Raw genomic sequence first — 17792 nt, forward strand, 5'->3', positions numbered from 1 at the left:
AGAAAACCACTGGCAGCGCCAGCGATGCGCGTGGTGCACGCATCGCTTCAGGCGCCGTAGGACGTGCTCAGGCGCTGTTTTTGGTCAGGTCGTATTCGCCCAGGCCGGGCTTGTAGCTCTTCTCGTCGATGAACTGACGGATGCCTTCCTTGCGGGCGTTGTTGTCGAACGAATTGGCCGCTTCCTGCATGCGCACCAGGTAATCTTCGGCTTCGTCGTAGGTCATGGTGCCGACCCGGCGCACCGCATCTTTTGCGTACTTCAGCGCGACCGGGTTCTTCCTGAGCAGCAGCTCGGCCACCTCGCGCGTGCGCGCTTCCAGCCGTTCCAGCGGCACGCTTTCGTTGACCAGGCGCCATTCGGCGGCCTTCTTGCCGTCGACCATCTCGCCGGTCAGCGTCATCCACATCGCATCGCGCATGGACAGCAGTTCCACCGCGACCTTGGTGACGCCGCCACCGGGCAGGATGCCCCAGTTGATTTCCGACAGGCCGAACTGCGCCTCGTCGGCGGCGATCGCCAGATCGCAGGCGAACAACGGCCCGAAGCCGCCACCGAAACACCAGCCGTTGACCATCGCGATGGTGGGTTTCTGGTACCAGCGCAGGCGGCGGAACCAGCCATAGGATTCGCGCTGCGAGCGACGCACGCCGCGCAGGCCCTGGGCCTCGGTCTCGCGGAAATATTCCTTCAGGTCCATGCCGGCCGACCAGGCGGTGCCTTCGCCACCGAGTACCAGCACGCCGACGTTGTCGTCGAATTCCAGCTCGTCCAGCACGTCCATCATGCGGCGGTTGAGCGCCGGGCTCATCGCATTGCGTTTGTCGGGGCGTGCGAACTTCACCCAGGCAATGCGGTTTTCGATACGGACCGATACCACGTCATGCTCGTTCAAGCGGCGTCTCCTTCGAGTCGGTACAGAGTGGAAATCACAGTTCTTCGGCGAGCGCGGCGTCCGGCACGTTTGCCCGTTCCAACGTGGCGCTGGCGTTCAACTTGCAGAGTAGGCGCAGCAAGGTCTGCTGCTCGCTGGCCTGCAGGCCGGTGCAGGTGCGCGCGACCGCCCGCGCCAGGCAGCCCTGCGCGGTGCCGAGCGTGCGCTCGCCAAGCGGGGTGAGGTACAGGCCCTTGCTGCGTCGGTCGCGGCCGGCCAGGCGCTCGATCAGGCCCTGCTCGGCCAGTGCGTTGGCGATCTTCATGCCGGCAGCGCGATTGACCAGCAGGCGGTTGCCCAGTTCGGTCTGGTCGCAGCCGGGCTGGTCGCGGATGTGGATCAAGGCGGTGACGCGCGCCGGGGTCAGATGCAGTTCGGCCAGTTCCTGGCGCGCGGCGTGGCTGGAGGCCAGGGTCGCCAGTTGCAATTGATAGCCAAGGTCTGCGGCAAGGGCCAGGCGAGCGCTCATCGATCCATCCAAATTGTATCCGGTAAATACAATCTAGCCGACCGAAGCGGGCACTGCAAGAGGTTGTGGGGGTCACATACGAAGGGCCGTGCGCGCCTGCGTAGCGCGGGCGCGCGCGGCCCTGTTTGCGATGCTGCCGAATGCCTTACTGGATCAACCAGCCGGCCAGCTGTTCGCGGCTCAGGTGGCCGCTGTGCTGGGTGTCGAGCGCGTCGAATTCATCGGCCAGTGCCGGGTTGGCCTGTGCCTCGGCGCGGCTGATGCTGCCGTCGCCGTCGGTATCCATGGCCTGGAAGTCGATGCGGTAGCTGCCGACCACGCTGTTGGGCTGGATCGAGCGCACGATCACGCTGGACTCGCCGCGCGGGCGTTCCAGCTGGGCCTGATGGGTGACCTCGCCGCTGGACAGCGGCTGGGTGCGAATCACATTGGGCACATCGATCAGCGGCATGCTGCTGGCCGGCGTCGGCGCCTGTTGCGCGAGCGCGTGGCCGCCGAGCAGCAGCAATACGGAAAACGAAACGGTACGAACGGTGGTCATCAGATCCCCCTGATGTGGAACAGCCCGCAAGCATAGAGGCTGTCGGGCGTCCTGAGGTGTGCAACGTGCGCTCGGGCTGACGGCAGTGCAGCGTGCGCGATGCGGCATCGGCAATTGGAACCCATGGCCGCAGCGCACCGTCGCACGCTGCATCCAGGACAACGGCTCAGCCGGGAATGAATGGAAACACGATCTTCAACAGGCCCTTCAGACCGCCCTCGGCAGTGCTGGCCACGGCCTTGGCGCCCAGGCTGTTGAGCGCGCGCCGTACGTCTTCCCAACGCACCTGCGCGATATCCTTCTTCAACAGGTCCGCCACTTCTTCGGCGGTGGGCGTGAGCTTTTGCAGTTCGCGCACGGTGGCCTGCGGGTCCGGTTGCAGATAGCCCCAGCGCTCGGCGACTTTCAGCAGCGTGTCGAAGCGTACCGCGACCACTTCGCGATTGCGCTCGTACACCGGCAAGGCACCCACATCCAGGATGGCCTGCTCGAATTGCTGCGCATCGTCCGGGTGCTCGATGCGTACCGCCAGAAAGCCTTCCTTGCGGCTACGCTCGCTGACGTGCTTGGCACCGGAGCGCAGGTTGTCTTCGGTGAGCACGTTGGCGACGATGCGCTGCATTGCCGCGTCGCCTTCCTCGGGTACCAGCGAGCGCCAGCGCGCATAGCCGTCGCGACGCAACGCCTTGACCTTGGCCGAGGTCACCCGCAGCTGCAGCGCGACCATTGCGTTGGAGCTGTTGCGCGAGATGGCGCCGTCGCGTTCGAGCAGCACGAAGATCAGCAATTCCAGATCGCGCTTGGTCAGCGATTGGAATCCCTGCAGCAGGGTCAGGCGCAGGAATTCGTTGCCGAAGGCAGCCGCGTCCTTGAGTTCGATCGGTTGCATGGGGAGTCCTCCACGGGTGACCTGCAGGATGCCAGGACGCTGTTGCGCGACCTGAGAACCGTTGCGACGCGCGCAGCAGTTTCAGCGTCCGGTTTCGCGGCCCGGACGATCGGACCTGAACGTTTCAACTGCGCCACGATCCTGCAAGGTGACGAACACCTGTTTGCCATCGGTGCCGCCGAACGCGACGTTGCTGGCCTTGCGGCCTTTCAACGCGACCGTGCGCAGCAACTTGCCCTGCGGCGAGACCACCGCGATCTGCCCGGCATCGTAGCGGGCAATATAGAGGTTGCCGTCGGCATCGCAACGCATGCCATCCATGCCGAAGTCCGGGAAGCTGATCAGCAGGCGCTTGTTGCGCAGGCCGCCGTCGACGCGGTCGTATACCCATACCTTGCGCGACATGCTTTCGTTGACGTAGAGATGCTTGCCGTCGGGGCTGACGTCCAGCCCGTTGGGCGTGGTCATGCCCGATTCCATCAACGCGACGACGCCCTCGCGGCTGATGTGCCACAGGCGGCCGCTGTTGTCCTTCCAGTTCGGGTCGCTTGCATAGAAGCTGCCATCGGGCGCAATCGCCAGATCGTTGGGGCCGTCGGCGTCGGGCAGCGAGGCGAAGGTGCTGACCGCACGCGTCTGCAGGTTCACCTGCAGGATCTTGTGGCCGGTGAAGTCGGCCACGTACATCGTCCCGTCGCGGAAGCGGATGCCATTGCCGGTGCTGCCCTCGGGCAGGGTCACGAAGACCTCTGCCTTGGCGCTGCCATCGGCGTGCAGGGCAATGCGCGCGATGGTGCCGTCCTTGCCCAGATTCACCGCATAGAGCGCGCCATCCGGTCCGGCTGCAGGACCTTCGGCATTATGGGTGAAGGCGCCATCGCCGATCAGGTCGCGCGCGACGAAGGGCGCATCGGCAGCGGTCGCCAGCGAGCTGGACAACAGTAAGGCCAATGGCAGGAAACGGCGGCGGACGACAGCGGTCATGCGGCATGCTCCAGATGGGATCGTTGCCAGTGTGCCAGAACGTGCACAGCGGCCATGGCGGTGATCACGCACGATCAAGTAAGGTGCCCGGGCAGCATTGGCCGACGAGCAACCAACAGCAGCACTGCGCCCATCTGCGGGCAGTGTGAGTGGGCGCGGTGCGGCATGTACCCACTGACACTCCCTGCGAGTGTGTCGTCTCGCTGACGACCGCATGCGATGGTGTCAGCCGCTCTCAATCTTGCCAAGGAGGTTTGCATGTCCGTGGAATCGATCACACGTCGCCGTTTGCTCGCCGCATTCGGCAGTGCAGGCATCCTGCTTGCTGCGCCCGGCTGGGCATTGCCGAAGAAAAAGCCGGGCAAACCGCTCAACGTGGCGTTGGCTGGCCTGGGCAGTTATGCCAGCGAACAGCTCGCGCCGGGCCTGGCATTGACCAAGCATTGCAGGCTGGCCGGCATCGTCACCGGCACGCCCGCGAAGATTCCGCAGTGGCAGGCCAAGTACGGCATCGCCGACCGCAACGTCTACAACTACGAGAACTTCGACCGGATCGCCGACAACGACGACATCGACGTGGTGTACATCGTCACCCCAACCCATCTGCATGCGCCGCTGACGCTGCGCGCGGCGGCGGCCGGCAAGCACGTCTGGTGCGAAAAGCCGATGGCGATGCATGCCGGCGAATGCGAGGCGATGATCGCGGCGTGCAAGCGCAACAAGGTGGCGCTGACGATCGGTTACCGCATGCAGCACGAACCCAACACGCGTCGCCTGATCGCGATGGCCAGCGAAAAACCGTTCGGCGCGATGCAGCGTGTGCGCGCCGAGGCCGGGTACAACGGCTATCACGATGCGACCAAGGCCGATCGTCCGTGGCGCTTGCGCTCCCAGTTCGGCGGCGGGGCGATGTACGACATGGGCGTGTACCCGCTCAACGCCGCGCGCTACACGGTGGGCAGCGAGCCGTTGGCCGTGACCGCCAAGCGCTGGACCGATCGCCCTGAACTGTTCGACGAAGTCGACGAGCATATGGACTTCACCCTGGAATTCCCGAACGCGGTGCGTGCCGAGTGCAAGACCAGTTTCGGCAACAACATGAATGTGCTGCGTGCCGAATGCGAGCGCGGCTGGTATGAGTTGTCGCCGTTCCAGAGCTACCAGGGCGTGACCGGCAAGGCCAGCGACGGGCGCGTGTTCGACGCCAAGGTGCCGCACCAGCAGGCCTTGCAGATGGACGAGGACGCGCTGGCGATCATCAACGGCACTCCGCTGCGTGCGCCCGGCGAAGAAGGCCTGCGCGACATCCGCATCGTCGATGCGATCTACCGCTCGGCCCGCGAGGGCAGCAAGCGAATCGTGCTCTGATCGCGCCTAAGCTCCGTCAATCGACGGAGCTGCCCGCCGAAGCGAAACGAGCAGGCTGGCGCGCACCAGCCTGCCACGATGAAATCCCCAAGGGCCGTGCAGTCGACTACCAAAAAGCGGCTACCCAGCAATCACGCCGGATTGCCATCAGTGCGACTGGCGCAGGTGAATCACCACACCAGCTCCCGCGATACCCGCCAGCACCCACCGCAATAACAACGCCACCAATCCGCGCTTTTTAGATTCCCGATTCCCGAATCCCGAATCCCAGCTCTTACGATTCCCCAATCCCATTCCCGATTCCCCGCTCTCAACCCCGCATCGCCAACACCGTGATCTCCTCACGATCGTGATACAGCTGCTTGGCACGCACGATCAGCGATTTCTCGGCCTGCTGCTCGAACAGGTCCAGGCACAGGCGGGTTTCGTCCCAGCGCTTTTTCATCGGCAGCTTGAGGTTGAAGATGGTGTTGCGGCACCAGCCTTCGCGAATCCAGGTGGCCATGCGTTCGGCCACGCGGCGCGGTTGCTCGACCATGTCGCAGACCATCCAGTCCAGTGCCTGCGCAGGCTTCCAATGGAAGCCGTCGGCGCGCAGATGCTCGACCAGGCCGGTCTCCAGCACATGCTCGCGTAGCGGGCCGTTGTCGACGCTGGTGACATGCACGTGCTGGCGGGTGAGCACCCAGGTCCAGCCGCCGGGGGCTGCGCCCAGGTCGGCGGCGCGCATGCCGGGCTTGACCAGCGCTTCGCGTTCGTCCGGTGCGAGCAGGGTGAGCAGGGCTTCGTCGAGCTTGAGCGCCGAGCGCGATGGCGCCTCCGGCAACAGCTTCAAACGTGGAATGCCCAGAGGCCAGGGCGCGCTGTCGGCACTGTCGGCCACCGCCAGCAAGGCGTGGTCGCCATCGAGAAAACAGATGTGCAGCCGTGCCAGGCGCGGCTGCGGCTTGTCGGTGAGCAGGCCGGCCTTGCGCAAGGCCGGACGCAAGGCATTGCCGAAGCTGCGCGCCAGCCCTGCCAGCGGCTTGCCCGCGTCCGAATCGGGGTGTTCCACCCACAGATCGCCGAAACGCGGCTGGCCTTCCAGTGCGGCCAGGATCGGCGTGATGCGGTCCTTGGGGTCGATGCCCTTGAGTTCGGCAATCACTACCAGCTTCTGCCGCGCGAAGATCAGCTCGCGCCAGTGCAGCCTGGCAGCCAGTTGTGCGGCCTCATCGCAGACGAACAGCACATAGCCGTCGTTGCGCTGGGTACGCGCATAGCCGGCGATGCCGACGAATGCGGCGCGCGCGCTCAACTCGGCGGCCAGCTCCGGCTCGAAGCCCTGGCGGCAGTAACACAGCAGGCCGCTCATCGCAGTGCCTGGCGTGCGCGATCGCTGCGGGGCAGATCAGTAATGGTCACCGCCGCCCTCGCCATAGTTGCGCAGTACCGCGCAGGCCTGATCGCGATGCACGTCGCGCACTACCTCGATGCCGCGGCGGGTGAGCTCGCCCACCCAGTCGGCAGGCAGCGGGCCTTCGTCGAATTCCGTCAGCGCCATCACGTCTTCGGCGCGTGCGCCGATCAGCAGGCGGTCGATGCCGGCCCACACCGTGGCGCCGTAGCACTGGCAGCACGGCTGCGCGGAGGTGGCCAGCGTCACTGGCGACAGCACATCGTTCAGGCGCGGCGTCTGCAGGCGCTGCTGCGCGAGCATGTAGGCCATGTTTTCGGCATGCGCCAGCGAGGTGGTCTGCGGCACCACGCGGTTCACCGCCGCGGCGATGATGCGGTGGTCCGGGCCGAACACGACCGCACCGAACGGGCCGCCGCTGCGCTCTTGCACATTCATCCGCGACAGTTCGATTGCCAGCGCCACCTTGTCCTCGTCGCTGGGATAGGCGCGGCTGTCGTCGACATGCGCGTGGATCCAGTCGGGTAGCGTGAGGTGGACTTGCGCGTAAAGCATCAGTGGACCATTTCTGTAGAGGGAGGAGCGGGGCGCAGTGTATCGGCCTGGGCGTCCTTTGCGGCACATTGCCCGGCCACGCACTGGCAGGCACTGATCTCGCGGAAGCCGCACACGCTCATCATGCCGCTGGCCTGGCACTGCGCCATCACGCCTTTGGGGTCGGTGGCACTGTTGACGTTGACGCAGGCCGGGAAGGCGCCGCAGCAGTTGCCGACGTTCTTCACCGTGCAATCGGCGTCGGTGCGGCAGGTGGTGGTCACGGTGACCGGTTTGCCGGTGGCCGGGCCGCTTGCCGAGCCGGTCGCCGGAGGCGGCGCGGCGGTATCGGCCGGCGGCGCGGCCACACAGCCGGTCGACACCAGGCAGGCCAGCAGCAACAACGTGCTCAGACACCGGGACAAAAGACGGGACATGCGGCCGCTCCGATCAGACAGGTGAGCGGCCATGGTAAGCCCCGGATGCGCGGAATGTGGCGCGCGCTGGATCAGCTACGGAAAACCCCGCGATCCAGGCCCTGCACGCGTTGCGGCTGACGACCCTGGCCGGGGCGCGGCGGGTGACCGCAACACGCCTGCAGTTTCACCGCAGTCAACGCTGTCTGCGCAGCGCCCGCTGGCAGCGCGTGGCAAGGTCCAGTTGCTGCATGCTTTCGTCGCGGCGATCGCTGGGCAGATCGTCATCTGGCCGGCCCGGGAGAAGCGTGCAGAACACCTCGGCCGGGGTCACCGCGTTCGGGACCGGTGGCTGCGGCGAGCAGGCCGCCAGGCCGAACGACAGCGAGAACACCGCGCTGCGCAGCGTGTTTGCAGGCGGGCGTGGACATGGTTGTGGCAGGCACATGGCGGCGTTGCTGGCGGACACAGCCTGCAATCTAGGCCGCTGCGTGCATCAGGTGCCGGCGTCATTTCGCTTCCGCATGCAGTGCTGCGCACCACAGCACGCCGACCAGCAGGCAGGCGATGGCGGCCAGCTCCAGTGGCGTGGGCAGGCGCATTTCCCAGGCAAAGCCGTACAGCAACGCAAAGACCGTCTCGAACACGATCATCTGGCCAACCAGAGTCAGCGGCAGCACCCGGCTGGCCCGGTTCCACAAAGCGTTGCCGATCACCGAGGCCAGGATGCCCAGCAACAGCGAAATACCCCAGAAACTGGCCCAGTCGATCGGCGCATGTGGCGCGCTGCCGATCAGTGCGGCCGGCGCCAGCAATAGCGCCAATGCGCCGGTGACCACGCCGGTCAGCAGCGACCAATCGCCACCTGACAGGTCCGGGCGCCGCCGCAGCCAGCGCGCATTGCCGATCGAATAGGCCGACCACGACACCAGCGCACCGAATGCGCACAGCAGGCCGGCGATGCGGGTGGCGCGATCGCTGGCGTGGTGAGCGGCATCGTGCTGCAAGGTGTCCAGGGCGACCAGCGCCACGCCGATGACGCACAACACGCATGGCGCGGCCAGGCGTCGCAGCTGCACCGCGCCTGCGGCCCGCGTGCCGATCACGGTGACCACCACCGGCAGCAGGCCGATGATCAGTGCGGTCGCCGCACTGCCGGCCCACTGCACCGCGCTGCTGAGCAGCACGTAGTAGATCAGGTTGCCCAGCAGACTCAGACGCACCAGCGCCCACCATTCGGTGCGCCCCAGCCGCGCAGCGGTCTGGCGCGCGCGCGGTGCCAGCACCAGGGCTGCGACCGCGCCATACGACAGGTAACGGGCCACGGCCAGTTGCAACGGCGTAAACGCCGCCAGCAATTGCGGCGCCAAAAACACCAGTCCCCATAACGCACCTGCGCCGATGCCGCAGGCAACACCCACCATCAAGCGCTCACGCATCGTGCTGCTCCTTCATGCCATGCAGCATGCAACGAAGTGCGGCACGCAGTCTCCATTGCGCTTGTTCATCAACTCGGAAGATACCGCTCTGAGGCGCCGTCCCCGCTGGCTGCATCACGCGCGCTGACCACCAGCGATGCGCCGATTACCGCAGGCCTGGCTGCGGCTGCCTGCCGCCGTTCCCGCGCCGGATGGCTGGCATCCGGCGCGGTCTGACTCACTTGGCCCAGGTGTCGCGCAGGGTCACGCTGCGGTTGAACACCGGCGTGGCAGCGCTATGGTCGCGGCGATCGGCAACGAAGTAGCCGGTACGCTCGAACTGGAACGACTGCTCGGGCGCTGCCTGTGCCGCGCTCGGCTCCACGTAGCCGCGCACGCTGCGCTTGGACTCGGGGTTGAGATGGTCGCGGTAGGTCTTGCCCTCGGACTCGTCATCGGGCTTTTCCACCGAGAACAGGCGGTCGTACAGGCGGATTTCCGCTTCCACCGCATGCGCGGCGCTGACCCAATGGATGGTGCCCTTGACCTTGCGGTTGGCGCCTTCCATGCCTGGCCGCGACTCCGGGTCCAGCCAGCCGCGCAGCTCGACGATCTCGCCTGCGTCGTTCTTGATCACCTCGTCCACGCGCGCAATGCCGGCGCCGCGCAGGCGGATTTCGCCACCGGGCACCAGGCGCTTCCAGCCCTTGGGCGGGACTTCGGCAAAATCCTCGCGCTCGATCCACAGCTCGCGTGAGAACGGCACCTCGCGCGTGCCGAAGCTCTCGTCCTTGGGATGGTTGGAGAAGCTCAGCGTCTCGTTGTGGCCTTCCGGCAGATTGGTCAGCACCAGCTTGAGCGGGTCGACCACCGCCATGCGGCGCGCCGCGGCCGCATCCAGATCCTCGCGCAGGCAGCCTTCCAGCACCGAGAAATCGATCAGCGAGTTCTGCTTGCTGATCCCCACCCGATCCACGAACAGGCGCATCGCCGCCGGCGTATAGCCGCGCCGGCGCAGGCCCTGCAGCGTGTACATGCGCGGGTCGTCCCAGCCGTCCACCAGCTGTTCTTCCACCAGCGCAGTGAGCTTGCGCTTGCTCATCACCGTGTAGTTGATGTTCAGACGCGAGAACTCGATCTGGCGCGGCTTGGCGGCCTCGCGCGGCAGTCCCTTGTCCAGCAGCGGCTGCAGCAGCTCCGGATGCGCGGCCAGGTCCACCTTGTCCACGCACCAGTCGTAGAGCGGGCGGTGGTCTTCGAATTCCAGCGTGCACAGCGAATGGGTGATGCCTTCCACCGCATCGCCCAGCGAATGCGCGAAGTCGTACATCGGGTAGATCGGCCACGCATTGCCGGTGTTCTGATGCTCGACATGCTTGATGCGGTACAGCGCCGGGTCGCGCAGGTTGATGTTGCCGCTGGCCATGTCGATCCTGGCGCGCAGGGTGCGTGCGCCATCGGGGAATTCGCCGGCACGCATGCGCCGGAACAGGTCCAGGTTTTCCTCGACGCTGCGCTCGCGGAACGGCGAATTGCGGCCGGGCTCGGTCAGCGTGCCGCGGTATTCGCGCACCTGCTCGGCGGACAGGTCGCAGACGAAGGCATGGCCGTCGCGGATCAGTTTTTCCGCGGCCAGGTAATACACCTGGAAATAATCCGATGCATGGCGCAGCTGCGCCCACTCGAACCCCAGCCAGCGCACGTCGTCCTGGATGGCGACCACGAACTCGGGGTCTTCCTTGGCCGGGTTGGTGTCGTCCAGGCGCAGATTGCACAGCCCGCCGAACTCGGCGGCCAGGCCGAAATCCAGGCAGATCGCCTTGGCGTGGCCAATATGCAGATAGCCGTTGGGCTCGGGCGGGAAGCGGGTGCGGATGGCCGTGTGCTTGCCGCTGGCCAGATCCTCGCGGACGATCTGGCGGATGAAGTCTTTCTTCTCCGCCGGGGCGGTGGCGTCGGTGGCTAGGGTCTCGGACATGCGCGCATCAGCAATAGGTAAACCGCAAGTTTAGGCGGTGGCACCGGTTAGGGGTAGGCGGCGTGTCGGGGCCGGCCATCGCGCGCCACCTGCGCGCGGTGGTCCTGCGCGCAAGCGCCTTGCTGCCGGGGCCTGCATGGCTGGCCGCAGCCAGGCCGGCTGCCATCGGCAGGCGGCACGGCGGGCTGGCCGGCACCGCCGCCGGCGCGTACGCTGCGGCGATCCTTCGGAGTGCCCCACGCATGCCTTTGCCCCGCCTGGTGATCGGCGACAAGACCCTGTCCTCCTGGTCGCTGCGCCCGTGGCTGCTGCTGCGGCATTTCCAGGTACCGTTCGAAGAGATCGCGCTGCCGCTGGATACGCCGCAATTCCAGGCCCGCATTGCCGGTTATTCGCCCACCCGCAAGGTGCCGGTGCTGTGGGACGACACCCTGCATGTCTGGGATTCGCTGGCGATCTGCGAATACGTCAACGAACGCTGGCTGGATGGCCGCGGCTGGCCGGCCGAGCTGTCCGTGCGGGCGCAGGCCCGCGCGGCGGCGGCGGAAATGCACTCGGGCTTTGTGGACTTGCGCACCCAGCTGCCGATGAACCTGGCCCGCGCGCCTGGCCCGGCCCGCTGGGACGCGGCCGCCGAGCGCGACATCACCCGCATCCAGGCGCTGTGGGCCAGCCTGCGCGCCGAGCATGGCCATGCCGGGCAGTTCCTGTGCGGCGACTTCGGCATCGTCGATGCGATGTTCGCCCCGGTCGCGCTGCGTTTTGCCAGCTACGGCGTGCCGTTGTTCGAGGCTGCCGGCGATTACCTGGCCGCACTGGATGCGCTGCCGGCACTGCGCGAGTGGAAGCAGGACGCCGCGCGCGAACGCCTGGAGCGCGGCTGACATGCAGATCGCGTATCGCGCCAGTCACATCATCGACGCGCATCTGGCCAAGCACGCGCTGGAGGATGCCGGCATCACCGCTTTCGTGTTTGGCGAGTCGCTCCTGGGCGGTGCCGGGGAACTGCCTGCCTTCGGCGTGCTGCAGGTCTGCGTGGCCGACCTGCACCTGAGCCAGGCACAGGCGGTACTGGCAGAGATCGGCCTGTGCGGCGAGGTCACCCGCGCGCTGTAGCGCAGCGCCCGTCGCAGGAGCGCACCCGGGCGCGACGTGGCGTTCATCGGCACAGCCACGTCGCGCCCGGGTGCGCTCCTACGCTGGTGTTATCGGCAAAGCTCCGGTCGCGCCCGGGTGCGCTCCTACGATGTGCGCGCGTCAATCCGGCTGGCGCCACCCTGGCGGCGCCGCATCCGGTGCGGCCAGCGCCCGCAGGCGTTTGAACAGCACCGTGGTTTCGGCCACGTTCCAGACCCGCAGCGCGACCTCGAAGGTGTCCAGCGGCTTGGTCAGGAAGTCCTTGGCGCCCAGGCCCAGGGCGCGATGGCGCGCGCTGCGGCTGGGGTCGGCGGTGAGCACGATCACCGGCAGGAAGTGACCGGGATCGGACAGCCGCGCCAGCTGTTCCAGCAGTGCATAGCCGTCGAGTTCCGGCATCTTCAGATCCAGCAGGATCAGGTCCGGCGCGAATGCCGACACCAGCCCCATCACCCGCAATGGGTCGGTGGTGGCGATGACCTGCTGGAAGCCCTCGCGCTGCAGCAGGTCTTCGAGCAGCCGCACATTGGCCGGCTCGTCGTCGACGATGAGGATGCGGGAACCCAGGATTTCGTCGCGTGTCATGCCAGCAGCCCGTCGATCACAGTGAAGAATTCCGCCACATCGAGCGGCTTGGTCAGATACGCGCGCACGCCCTGATTGCCGACGCGCGCCAGGGTGGCGGTGGTGGCATCGGCACTGATCACCACCACCGGCACGCCGGCGGTGGCCGGCTGCGCCTGCAGCTCGCGCAGCAGTTCTTCGCCGTTGCCGTCGCTCAGATGCAGGTCCAGCAGGATCAGATCCGGCACGCCGTGCTGCAGCAGCGCGCGCGCCTGCGCCAGGCTGGCCGCTTCCAGCAGCTGCCATTGCGGGCGGCGTTCGCTGAGGGTGCGGATCAGGGCCTGGTTGGACGGGTTGTCTTCGATGCTCAGCAGCCGGCACACGCCCGTGCCCGCGTTACTCGGCGGCACGATGGCGCGTGCCGGCTCGCTGCGTTGCGGTTCGCCCTGCGGCAGCGAGATCCAGAAGCGCGCGCCATCGCGGCTGCTGTCCACGCCGATGCGCCCGCCCATCGCCTCGATCAGCCGCTTGCTCAGTGCCAGGCCCAGGCCGGTGCCTTCCACCGCCGAGCGCTCGGCACCCAGCCGCTCGAATGGCGTGAACAGCCGCTCGATCTGCGCCGGCGTCAGGCCCGCGCCCTGGTCGGCGACCGTGATGCGCACCTGCTCGCCATCTGGCCGCGCGCTCACCTGCACCTGGCCGCCGGTGCGATTGAACTTGACCGCGTTCGACAGCAGGTTGAGCAATACCTGGCGCAGCCGCTGTGCATCGGCGCGCACTGTCCACGGCCCGTCGATGGCGGCCGGCTGCAGCGCGATGCCGTGCTTGTCCGCGTCCGGGGCGATCAGGCCCAGCGCCTCGCGGACGGCCGCGCGCACCGAGACCGGCTCCGGGCTCAGATCCAGTTGGTCGGCTTCGATCCGCGCGATGTCCAACAGCTCGGTGATCAGCCCCAGCAGGTGTCGGCCGGCGCCGAGAATATGCTGCAGATGACGGCGATGCCCGGGCTCGGGCAGATCCATTTCCAGCACCTGCGCATAGCCCAGGATCGCGTTGAGCGGCGTGCGCAATTCGTGGCTGCTGCGCGACAGGAATTCGGTCTTTGCGCGGTTGGCGGTTTCTGCCTCGCGCCGTGCCAGTTGCGCTTCGGCGGCACGTGCGGCGAGCAGTTCGCTGGCCTGCGCCAGGCGCTGGCCGACCTGGCCCAGCTCGTCGCCGGCGCGCGGTTGCGGCGCCAGCGGCAGGCCTTCGCCCAGCCGGTCGGCATTGGCGGCCAGCGTGCGCAGGCGTCCGGACAGTGCCGAGGCGAACCACGCCACCGCGAACACCGCGCCCAGGCCGCCCAGCATCGCCGCACTTAAAGTGATGATGAGATTGCGCTGGCGCAGCCCCTGCGCCTTGGCGGTACGTAGCTGCAATTGCGCGGTTTCGTAATTGCGCAGTTCGCGCAGTTCGGCACGCAGGATGTCGAGCTTGTACTTGCCGTCCCACAGCTGGCGGATCTCTTCTTCGCGGCTCAGATCCGGTGCCAGCAACCGGCGCCACCCCTGCATTTTTTCCGCAAACAACGGTTTGATGCGCGCAAACCGTTGCGCCTGCCCCGGGTCGGTGATGCGTTGCGACAGCCGCTCGGCCACCCGTTGCAGGCGCGGCTCGGCATCGCGGTACGGGGTAAGGAATTCATCGCGGCGCACCAGCCGGTACCCGCGCACGCCGGCCGCGGTTTCGGCCAATAGCGCGTGTGCTTCGTACAGATCGCTCAACACCTCCAGCGTCTGCCGCACATCGTTTTCGGCGGCGATGTTCTGCCGCTCCACGCTGTAGATCGCCATCAAGGCCACCGCCAGCAGCAGCAGGGGCAGGGTCACCACCGCCAGGCTCTTGCGGGTGATCGGCCAATCGTTCCAACGCACCGCCATTGCATTCATAGCGCGAGTCCGGCTTGGACCGCGTACACCGCGGCCTGGGTGCGATCTTTTACCTCAAGTTTCTGCAGGATTCGCTCCACATGCACTTTGACCGTGCCGGGAGAAATCCCCAGTTCAGCTGCCAGCGTCGCATTGGTGAGGCCGCGCGGCAGCAGGGACAGCACCTGTTTCTCGCGCTTGCTGAGCGCGGCCAGGCGGTCGTCCTGCACCGGCTTGCGCCGACGCGTGGCGAGCGGTCTGGCCGGTTCGGCCACCATCGCCGGCAGCAGCAATGCGAAGGCCTGCAGCGCCTGCACATCGTCGTTGCCGGGGGCGGGACGATTGTCGTTCCAGGCCACGCACAGCATGCCCAGGGTGCTGCCCAGCGCATGGATCGGTACCTTGGCCTCGCGGATATCGGCCGGGCGCGGTGGCATCAGCCAGGCCGCTTCATGGCTGTCGCCGGCTGCGCTGGCACCGGGCGGCAATGCGCGGCCGCGGCTGGCCAGCACCTGCGCGCGCGGCCCACGCTGTGCCAGCACCGCGCCATGTTCCAGGCCCAGCAACAGCAGCACCCGGCCCAGTACCGCGTCGCAGGCCTGTTCCGGCGTGTGTGCCTGACGCAGCGCCACCGCGACCTCCCAGAGCGCCTGCCAGCGTGCGCTGTCGGATGCTTCGCGGCGTAGCGTCAGGCGCCAATCTCCAGCATTGGTAGGGGTTTCCATGAGTTCGCTCTAGGCCGATCAGCATATTTGAGTATATGCCAGTCGGCAGAATTGTTGGGGCCGCTTGGTTTCGATACTGAGCTCGCCCGCTGCGGCACCCCCCTCAATCACACGGAGATTTCCCATGCGTCGCACTCTGTTCTCTCTGGTTCTGGCTCTGGCTGCCACCCCGGCGCTGGCTGGCGGCGTGATGCACTACACCGACAAGGCCACGTTGCCGGCCGGCGGTGAAGAACGCGAAGTCGCCGCGCTGTTCGACACCTGGAACGCGGCACTGGCTACCGGCAATCCGGACAAGGTGGCCGATCTGTATGCCCCGGACGGCGTGCTGCTGCCGACCGTGTCCAACGAGGTCCGCGCCTCGCGCGAGCAGATCGAAAAGTACTTCGAGATGTTCCTGACCAAGAAGCCGCAGGGCGTCGTCAACTACCGCACCGTGCGTGTGCTCGATGACGACAGCGCGGTGGATGCGGGTGTCTACACCTTCACGCTGACCGACAAGGACGGCAAGAAAACCGACGTGCAGGCGCGCTACACCTTCGTGTACGAGAAGCGCGACGGCAAGTGGCTGATCATCAATCACCACAGCTCGGCGATGCCGGAAGTGGACACCGCCACCGCCTCGGTGACCAGGAAGTAACGCCGCATTGGCCGTAGTGGCTTGAAAGCCGCTACAGCCGGCGCCATCCAGCAGGCAATCCTCACGATTGCGGAGTTGCACCATGCTGGGAATCGGCGCTTTCAAACAACGCATGCCACGTCCGGGCGAGGCCTTACCCGGACGTGAGCAGGCACTACCGCTCCACAACACCCACCTGATCAACGGCCATCCGTTGCGCGGGGAATTCACCGGCCTGGCCCAGGTGCAGTTCGGGCTCGGCTGCTTCTGGGGTGCAGAACGCAAGTTCTGGAACCTGCCAGGGGTGTACACCACGGCGGTGGGTTACGCCGGCGGCGAGACACCCAACGCCACCTACGGCGAAGTGTGTTCCGGGCAGACCGGCCATACCGAAGCGGTGTTGGTGGTGTACGACGAAGCGTCGGTGTCGTTCGCACAGTTGCTGCGCACGTTCTGGGAAAGCCACGACCCCACCCAGGGCATGCAGCAGGGCAACGATGTCGGCACGCAATACCGCTCGGCGATCTATTGCACGACACAGGCGCAATACGACGCTGCGCTTGCCAGCCGCGATGCGTACCAGCAGCAACTGGACGCCGCCGGGTATGGCGCGATCACCACGGAGATCCGTTTCCCGGCGCCCACGTTCTACTACGCCGAAGACGATCACCAGCAATATCTCGCCAAGCATCCCAATGGCTATTGCGGGCTTGGCGGAACGGGAGTGAGCTGCCCGATCGGGCTGGATGCCTGACGGAAAGGCGGGCCGGATTGAAGCGCTGTCATCCACGTGATCGTGGCGGCGTGCCGATGGCCAACAGTGACCGGCAGCGTCATCACGATCAGGCAGCGCATGGGAGTGCATGCCAGGCAACTTGAATGGCTACGCCGGAGACGGCGTGGCCATCTTTTTTTGCGGCGCGCGTAAGCTGCGCCGCCGCCGCCGCGGGTGGCCGAGCGGCAAACCGGCCCGGCGCATCATTGCGGTCAATCCCGACCGCCAATCGGTGCAATGGATCGGTGCGGCGACCCACGCATCCAGTCAGTGCAGCCAATGCGCCAGGCGTGCCGGAATCCGCCGGATCAGACGAACTCGCCGGCGAACATGCCGCGCAGCTGGGCGAGCATGTCGGTGCGTTCCGGATGCAGCAGTCGCATGCAGGCAAGCGCGAAGCCGACCGGGCTGGTGCCGGGTGCGGTGATCACGCCGTCGGCGGTCACCACCTTTTCGTGCCGGTATTGCGCAGCACCGGCATACGGCACCACATGCTCCTGCAGGAAGGCCAGCGCGTTGCTGGTGTGCGCGCGCTGGTCGAGCAGGCCGGCATAGGCCAGGGCGATGGTGGCGCCGCAGATCGCCGCAACCGGGCGCTGGTGCTGCACGCGCTCGACCAGCAGGCCGCTCAGGCCGGGGATTTCGCCGGCCTGCCAACGCTCGCTGCCGGGCAGGATCCAGAGATCGGCGTCCAGCGGCGCTAGGTCGGAGAGGGCGAAGTCCGGAGTGATGCGCAGCCCGCCGATCGACTGCACCGGCTGACCATCGATGCTGGCGATGGCGACCTGGTCGCCGAACCAATCGCGCGCCGCCGGCAGGACAACGCCAATTTCCCAATCGGCCACGCCGTCGACCATCACCACTGCAATGTTTGCCATTGTCCGCTACGCCAGTTGAGGAACCCGGATTCTAGGCAGTGCGGGTTGCGCGGGTGTAAGCGACGTGTGGAGAACGACGCCGAACCGCGCGCAGATCAGGCCAAAACGCGCGCATGGCAGCTGGTGGCGGCTGTGCGGGCGTCAATGCGTTCACAAGCTCGACGGTGCCTGAAAAGTACGGCGGCCCAGGCCGGCAGCAGTTTCCAATGCCAGCATCGCGAGGGCCTTGCCTTACGCGTCGTGGCTGCATTGTGTGCTGC

At 66.7% G+C, this 17792-nt stretch carries 20 protein-coding genes; 5 read left to right on the top strand and 15 right to left on the bottom strand.

Going from position 1 to position 17792, the window contains the following annotated elements:
- Positions 1-67: 67 nt before the first annotated feature.
- From ACCQ04_RS04405 to ACCQ04_RS04425, 5 genes are all read right to left on the bottom strand, one after another.
- Positions 68-895, bottom strand: a complete 828-nt coding sequence (locus ACCQ04_RS04405; protein ID WP_046345766.1) for a p-hydroxycinnamoyl CoA hydratase/lyase — start codon at positions 893-895, stop codon at positions 68-70.
- A 34-nt stretch (positions 896-929) separates the two neighbouring features.
- Positions 930-1403, bottom strand: coding sequence for a MarR family winged helix-turn-helix transcriptional regulator (locus tag ACCQ04_RS04410; RefSeq protein ID WP_024938266.1), 474 nt, complete (start codon positions 1401-1403; stop codon positions 930-932).
- 145 nt (positions 1404-1548) lie between these two features.
- Positions 1549-1944 (bottom strand): EF-hand domain-containing protein, encoded by a 396-nt coding sequence (locus tag ACCQ04_RS04415; protein WP_039530569.1) that lies wholly within the window; start codon positions 1942-1944, stop codon positions 1549-1551.
- A gap of 166 nt (positions 1945-2110) precedes the next feature.
- A complete protein-coding gene (locus ACCQ04_RS04420; RefSeq protein WP_016900745.1) occupies positions 2111-2833 on the bottom strand; it encodes a hypothetical protein in 723 nt (240 codons plus the stop codon).
- Positions 2834-2914: 81 nt separating this feature from the next.
- On the bottom strand, positions 2915-3817 hold the full coding sequence (locus tag ACCQ04_RS04425; RefSeq protein ID WP_126966997.1) for an SMP-30/gluconolactonase/LRE family protein: 903 nt from the start codon (positions 3815-3817) through the stop codon (positions 2915-2917).
- Between the two features lie 258 nt (positions 3818-4075).
- Here ACCQ04_RS04425 and ACCQ04_RS04430 point away from each other — a divergent pair, with 258 nt between their 5' ends.
- On the top strand, positions 4076-5185 hold the full coding sequence (locus ACCQ04_RS04430; protein ID WP_046345768.1) for a Gfo/Idh/MocA family protein: 1110 nt from the start codon (positions 4076-4078) through the stop codon (positions 5183-5185).
- 310 nt (positions 5186-5495) lie between these two features.
- Here the strand turns inward: ACCQ04_RS04430 and rlmM are convergent, their stop codons facing one another.
- The 6 genes from rlmM to ACCQ04_RS04460 all read right to left on the bottom strand — a co-directional run bounded on the left by rlmM (position 5496) and on the right by ACCQ04_RS04460 (position 10927).
- Positions 5496-6539, bottom strand: coding sequence for a 23S rRNA (cytidine(2498)-2'-O)-methyltransferase RlmM (gene rlmM, locus ACCQ04_RS04435; RefSeq protein WP_054591356.1), 1044 nt, complete (start codon positions 6537-6539; stop codon positions 5496-5498).
- 36 nt (positions 6540-6575) lie between these two features.
- A complete protein-coding gene (locus ACCQ04_RS04440) occupies positions 6576-7136 on the bottom strand; it encodes a nucleoside deaminase (protein WP_024938261.1) in 561 nt (186 codons plus the stop codon).
- Entirely contained in the window at positions 7136-7552 is a 417-nt protein-coding gene (locus ACCQ04_RS04445; protein ID WP_054591355.1) for a hypothetical protein, read from the bottom strand. Before ACCQ04_RS04445 ends, ACCQ04_RS04440 begins: the two co-directional genes overlap by 1 nt.
- A gap of 175 nt (positions 7553-7727) precedes the next feature.
- Positions 7728-8000, bottom strand: coding sequence for a hypothetical protein (locus ACCQ04_RS04450; protein ID WP_153065540.1), 273 nt, complete (start codon positions 7998-8000; stop codon positions 7728-7730).
- Between the two features lie 40 nt (positions 8001-8040).
- The gene (locus ACCQ04_RS04455; RefSeq protein WP_184381341.1) at positions 8041-8970 is read right to left on the bottom strand and encodes a DMT family transporter; all 930 of its coding nucleotides are present in this window, start codon (positions 8968-8970) and stop codon (positions 8041-8043) included.
- A 217-nt stretch (positions 8971-9187) separates the two neighbouring features.
- The gene (locus ACCQ04_RS04460) at positions 9188-10927 is read right to left on the bottom strand and encodes a glutamine--tRNA ligase/YqeY domain fusion protein (protein ID WP_226426774.1); all 1740 of its coding nucleotides are present in this window, start codon (positions 10925-10927) and stop codon (positions 9188-9190) included.
- Positions 10928-11169: 242 nt separating this feature from the next.
- Here ACCQ04_RS04460 and ACCQ04_RS04465 point away from each other — a divergent pair, with 242 nt between their 5' ends.
- Positions 11170-11811 (top strand): glutathione S-transferase family protein, encoded by a 642-nt coding sequence (locus ACCQ04_RS04465; RefSeq protein ID WP_102254739.1) that lies wholly within the window; start codon positions 11170-11172, stop codon positions 11809-11811.
- Position 11812: 1 nt separating this feature from the next.
- Positions 11813-12043, top strand: a complete 231-nt coding sequence (locus tag ACCQ04_RS04470) for a putative signal transducing protein (protein ID WP_016900736.1) — start codon at positions 11813-11815, stop codon at positions 12041-12043.
- A gap of 141 nt (positions 12044-12184) precedes the next feature.
- Here the strand turns inward: ACCQ04_RS04470 and ACCQ04_RS04475 are convergent, their stop codons facing one another.
- From ACCQ04_RS04475 to ACCQ04_RS04485, 3 genes are read right to left on the bottom strand one after another with little or no spacing between them, the layout of a single operon-like run.
- Entirely contained in the window at positions 12185-12649 is a 465-nt protein-coding gene (locus ACCQ04_RS04475; protein ID WP_226426773.1) for a response regulator, read from the bottom strand.
- Positions 12646-14556, bottom strand: coding sequence for an ATP-binding protein (locus tag ACCQ04_RS04480; RefSeq protein WP_154831510.1), 1911 nt, complete (start codon positions 14554-14556; stop codon positions 12646-12648). Before ACCQ04_RS04480 ends, ACCQ04_RS04475 begins: the two co-directional genes overlap by 4 nt.
- Positions 14553-15260 carry a helix-turn-helix transcriptional regulator gene (locus ACCQ04_RS04485; RefSeq protein ID WP_226426772.1) on the bottom strand — a complete coding sequence of 236 codons (708 nt, stop codon included), beginning with the start codon at positions 15258-15260 and terminating at the stop codon, positions 14553-14555. The genes ACCQ04_RS04480 and ACCQ04_RS04485 overlap by 4 nt, the downstream gene beginning before the upstream one ends.
- A gap of 124 nt (positions 15261-15384) precedes the next feature.
- On the opposite strand from ACCQ04_RS04485, the gene ACCQ04_RS04490 reads away from it, so the two are divergent.
- Together ACCQ04_RS04490 and msrA are read left to right on the top strand one after the other, a co-directional pair.
- Complete coding sequence (locus ACCQ04_RS04490) at positions 15385-15900, top strand: SgcJ/EcaC family oxidoreductase (protein WP_024938253.1); 516 nt, start codon at positions 15385-15387, stop codon at positions 15898-15900.
- A gap of 82 nt (positions 15901-15982) precedes the next feature.
- Positions 15983-16633 carry a peptide-methionine (S)-S-oxide reductase MsrA gene (msrA, locus tag ACCQ04_RS04495; protein ID WP_024938252.1) on the top strand — a complete coding sequence of 217 codons (651 nt, stop codon included), beginning with the start codon at positions 15983-15985 and terminating at the stop codon, positions 16631-16633.
- A gap of 329 nt (positions 16634-16962) precedes the next feature.
- Here the strand turns inward: msrA and ACCQ04_RS04500 are convergent, their stop codons facing one another.
- Entirely contained in the window at positions 16963-17532 is a 570-nt protein-coding gene (locus ACCQ04_RS04500) for a type 1 glutamine amidotransferase family protein (RefSeq protein ID WP_226426771.1), read from the bottom strand.
- Positions 17533-17792: the final 260 nt, after the last annotated feature.

This window comes from Xanthomonas sp. NCPPB 2866 (genome assembly GCF_041475745.2).
Taxonomy (GTDB): domain Bacteria; phylum Pseudomonadota; class Gammaproteobacteria; order Xanthomonadales; family Xanthomonadaceae; genus Xanthomonas; species Xanthomonas arboricola.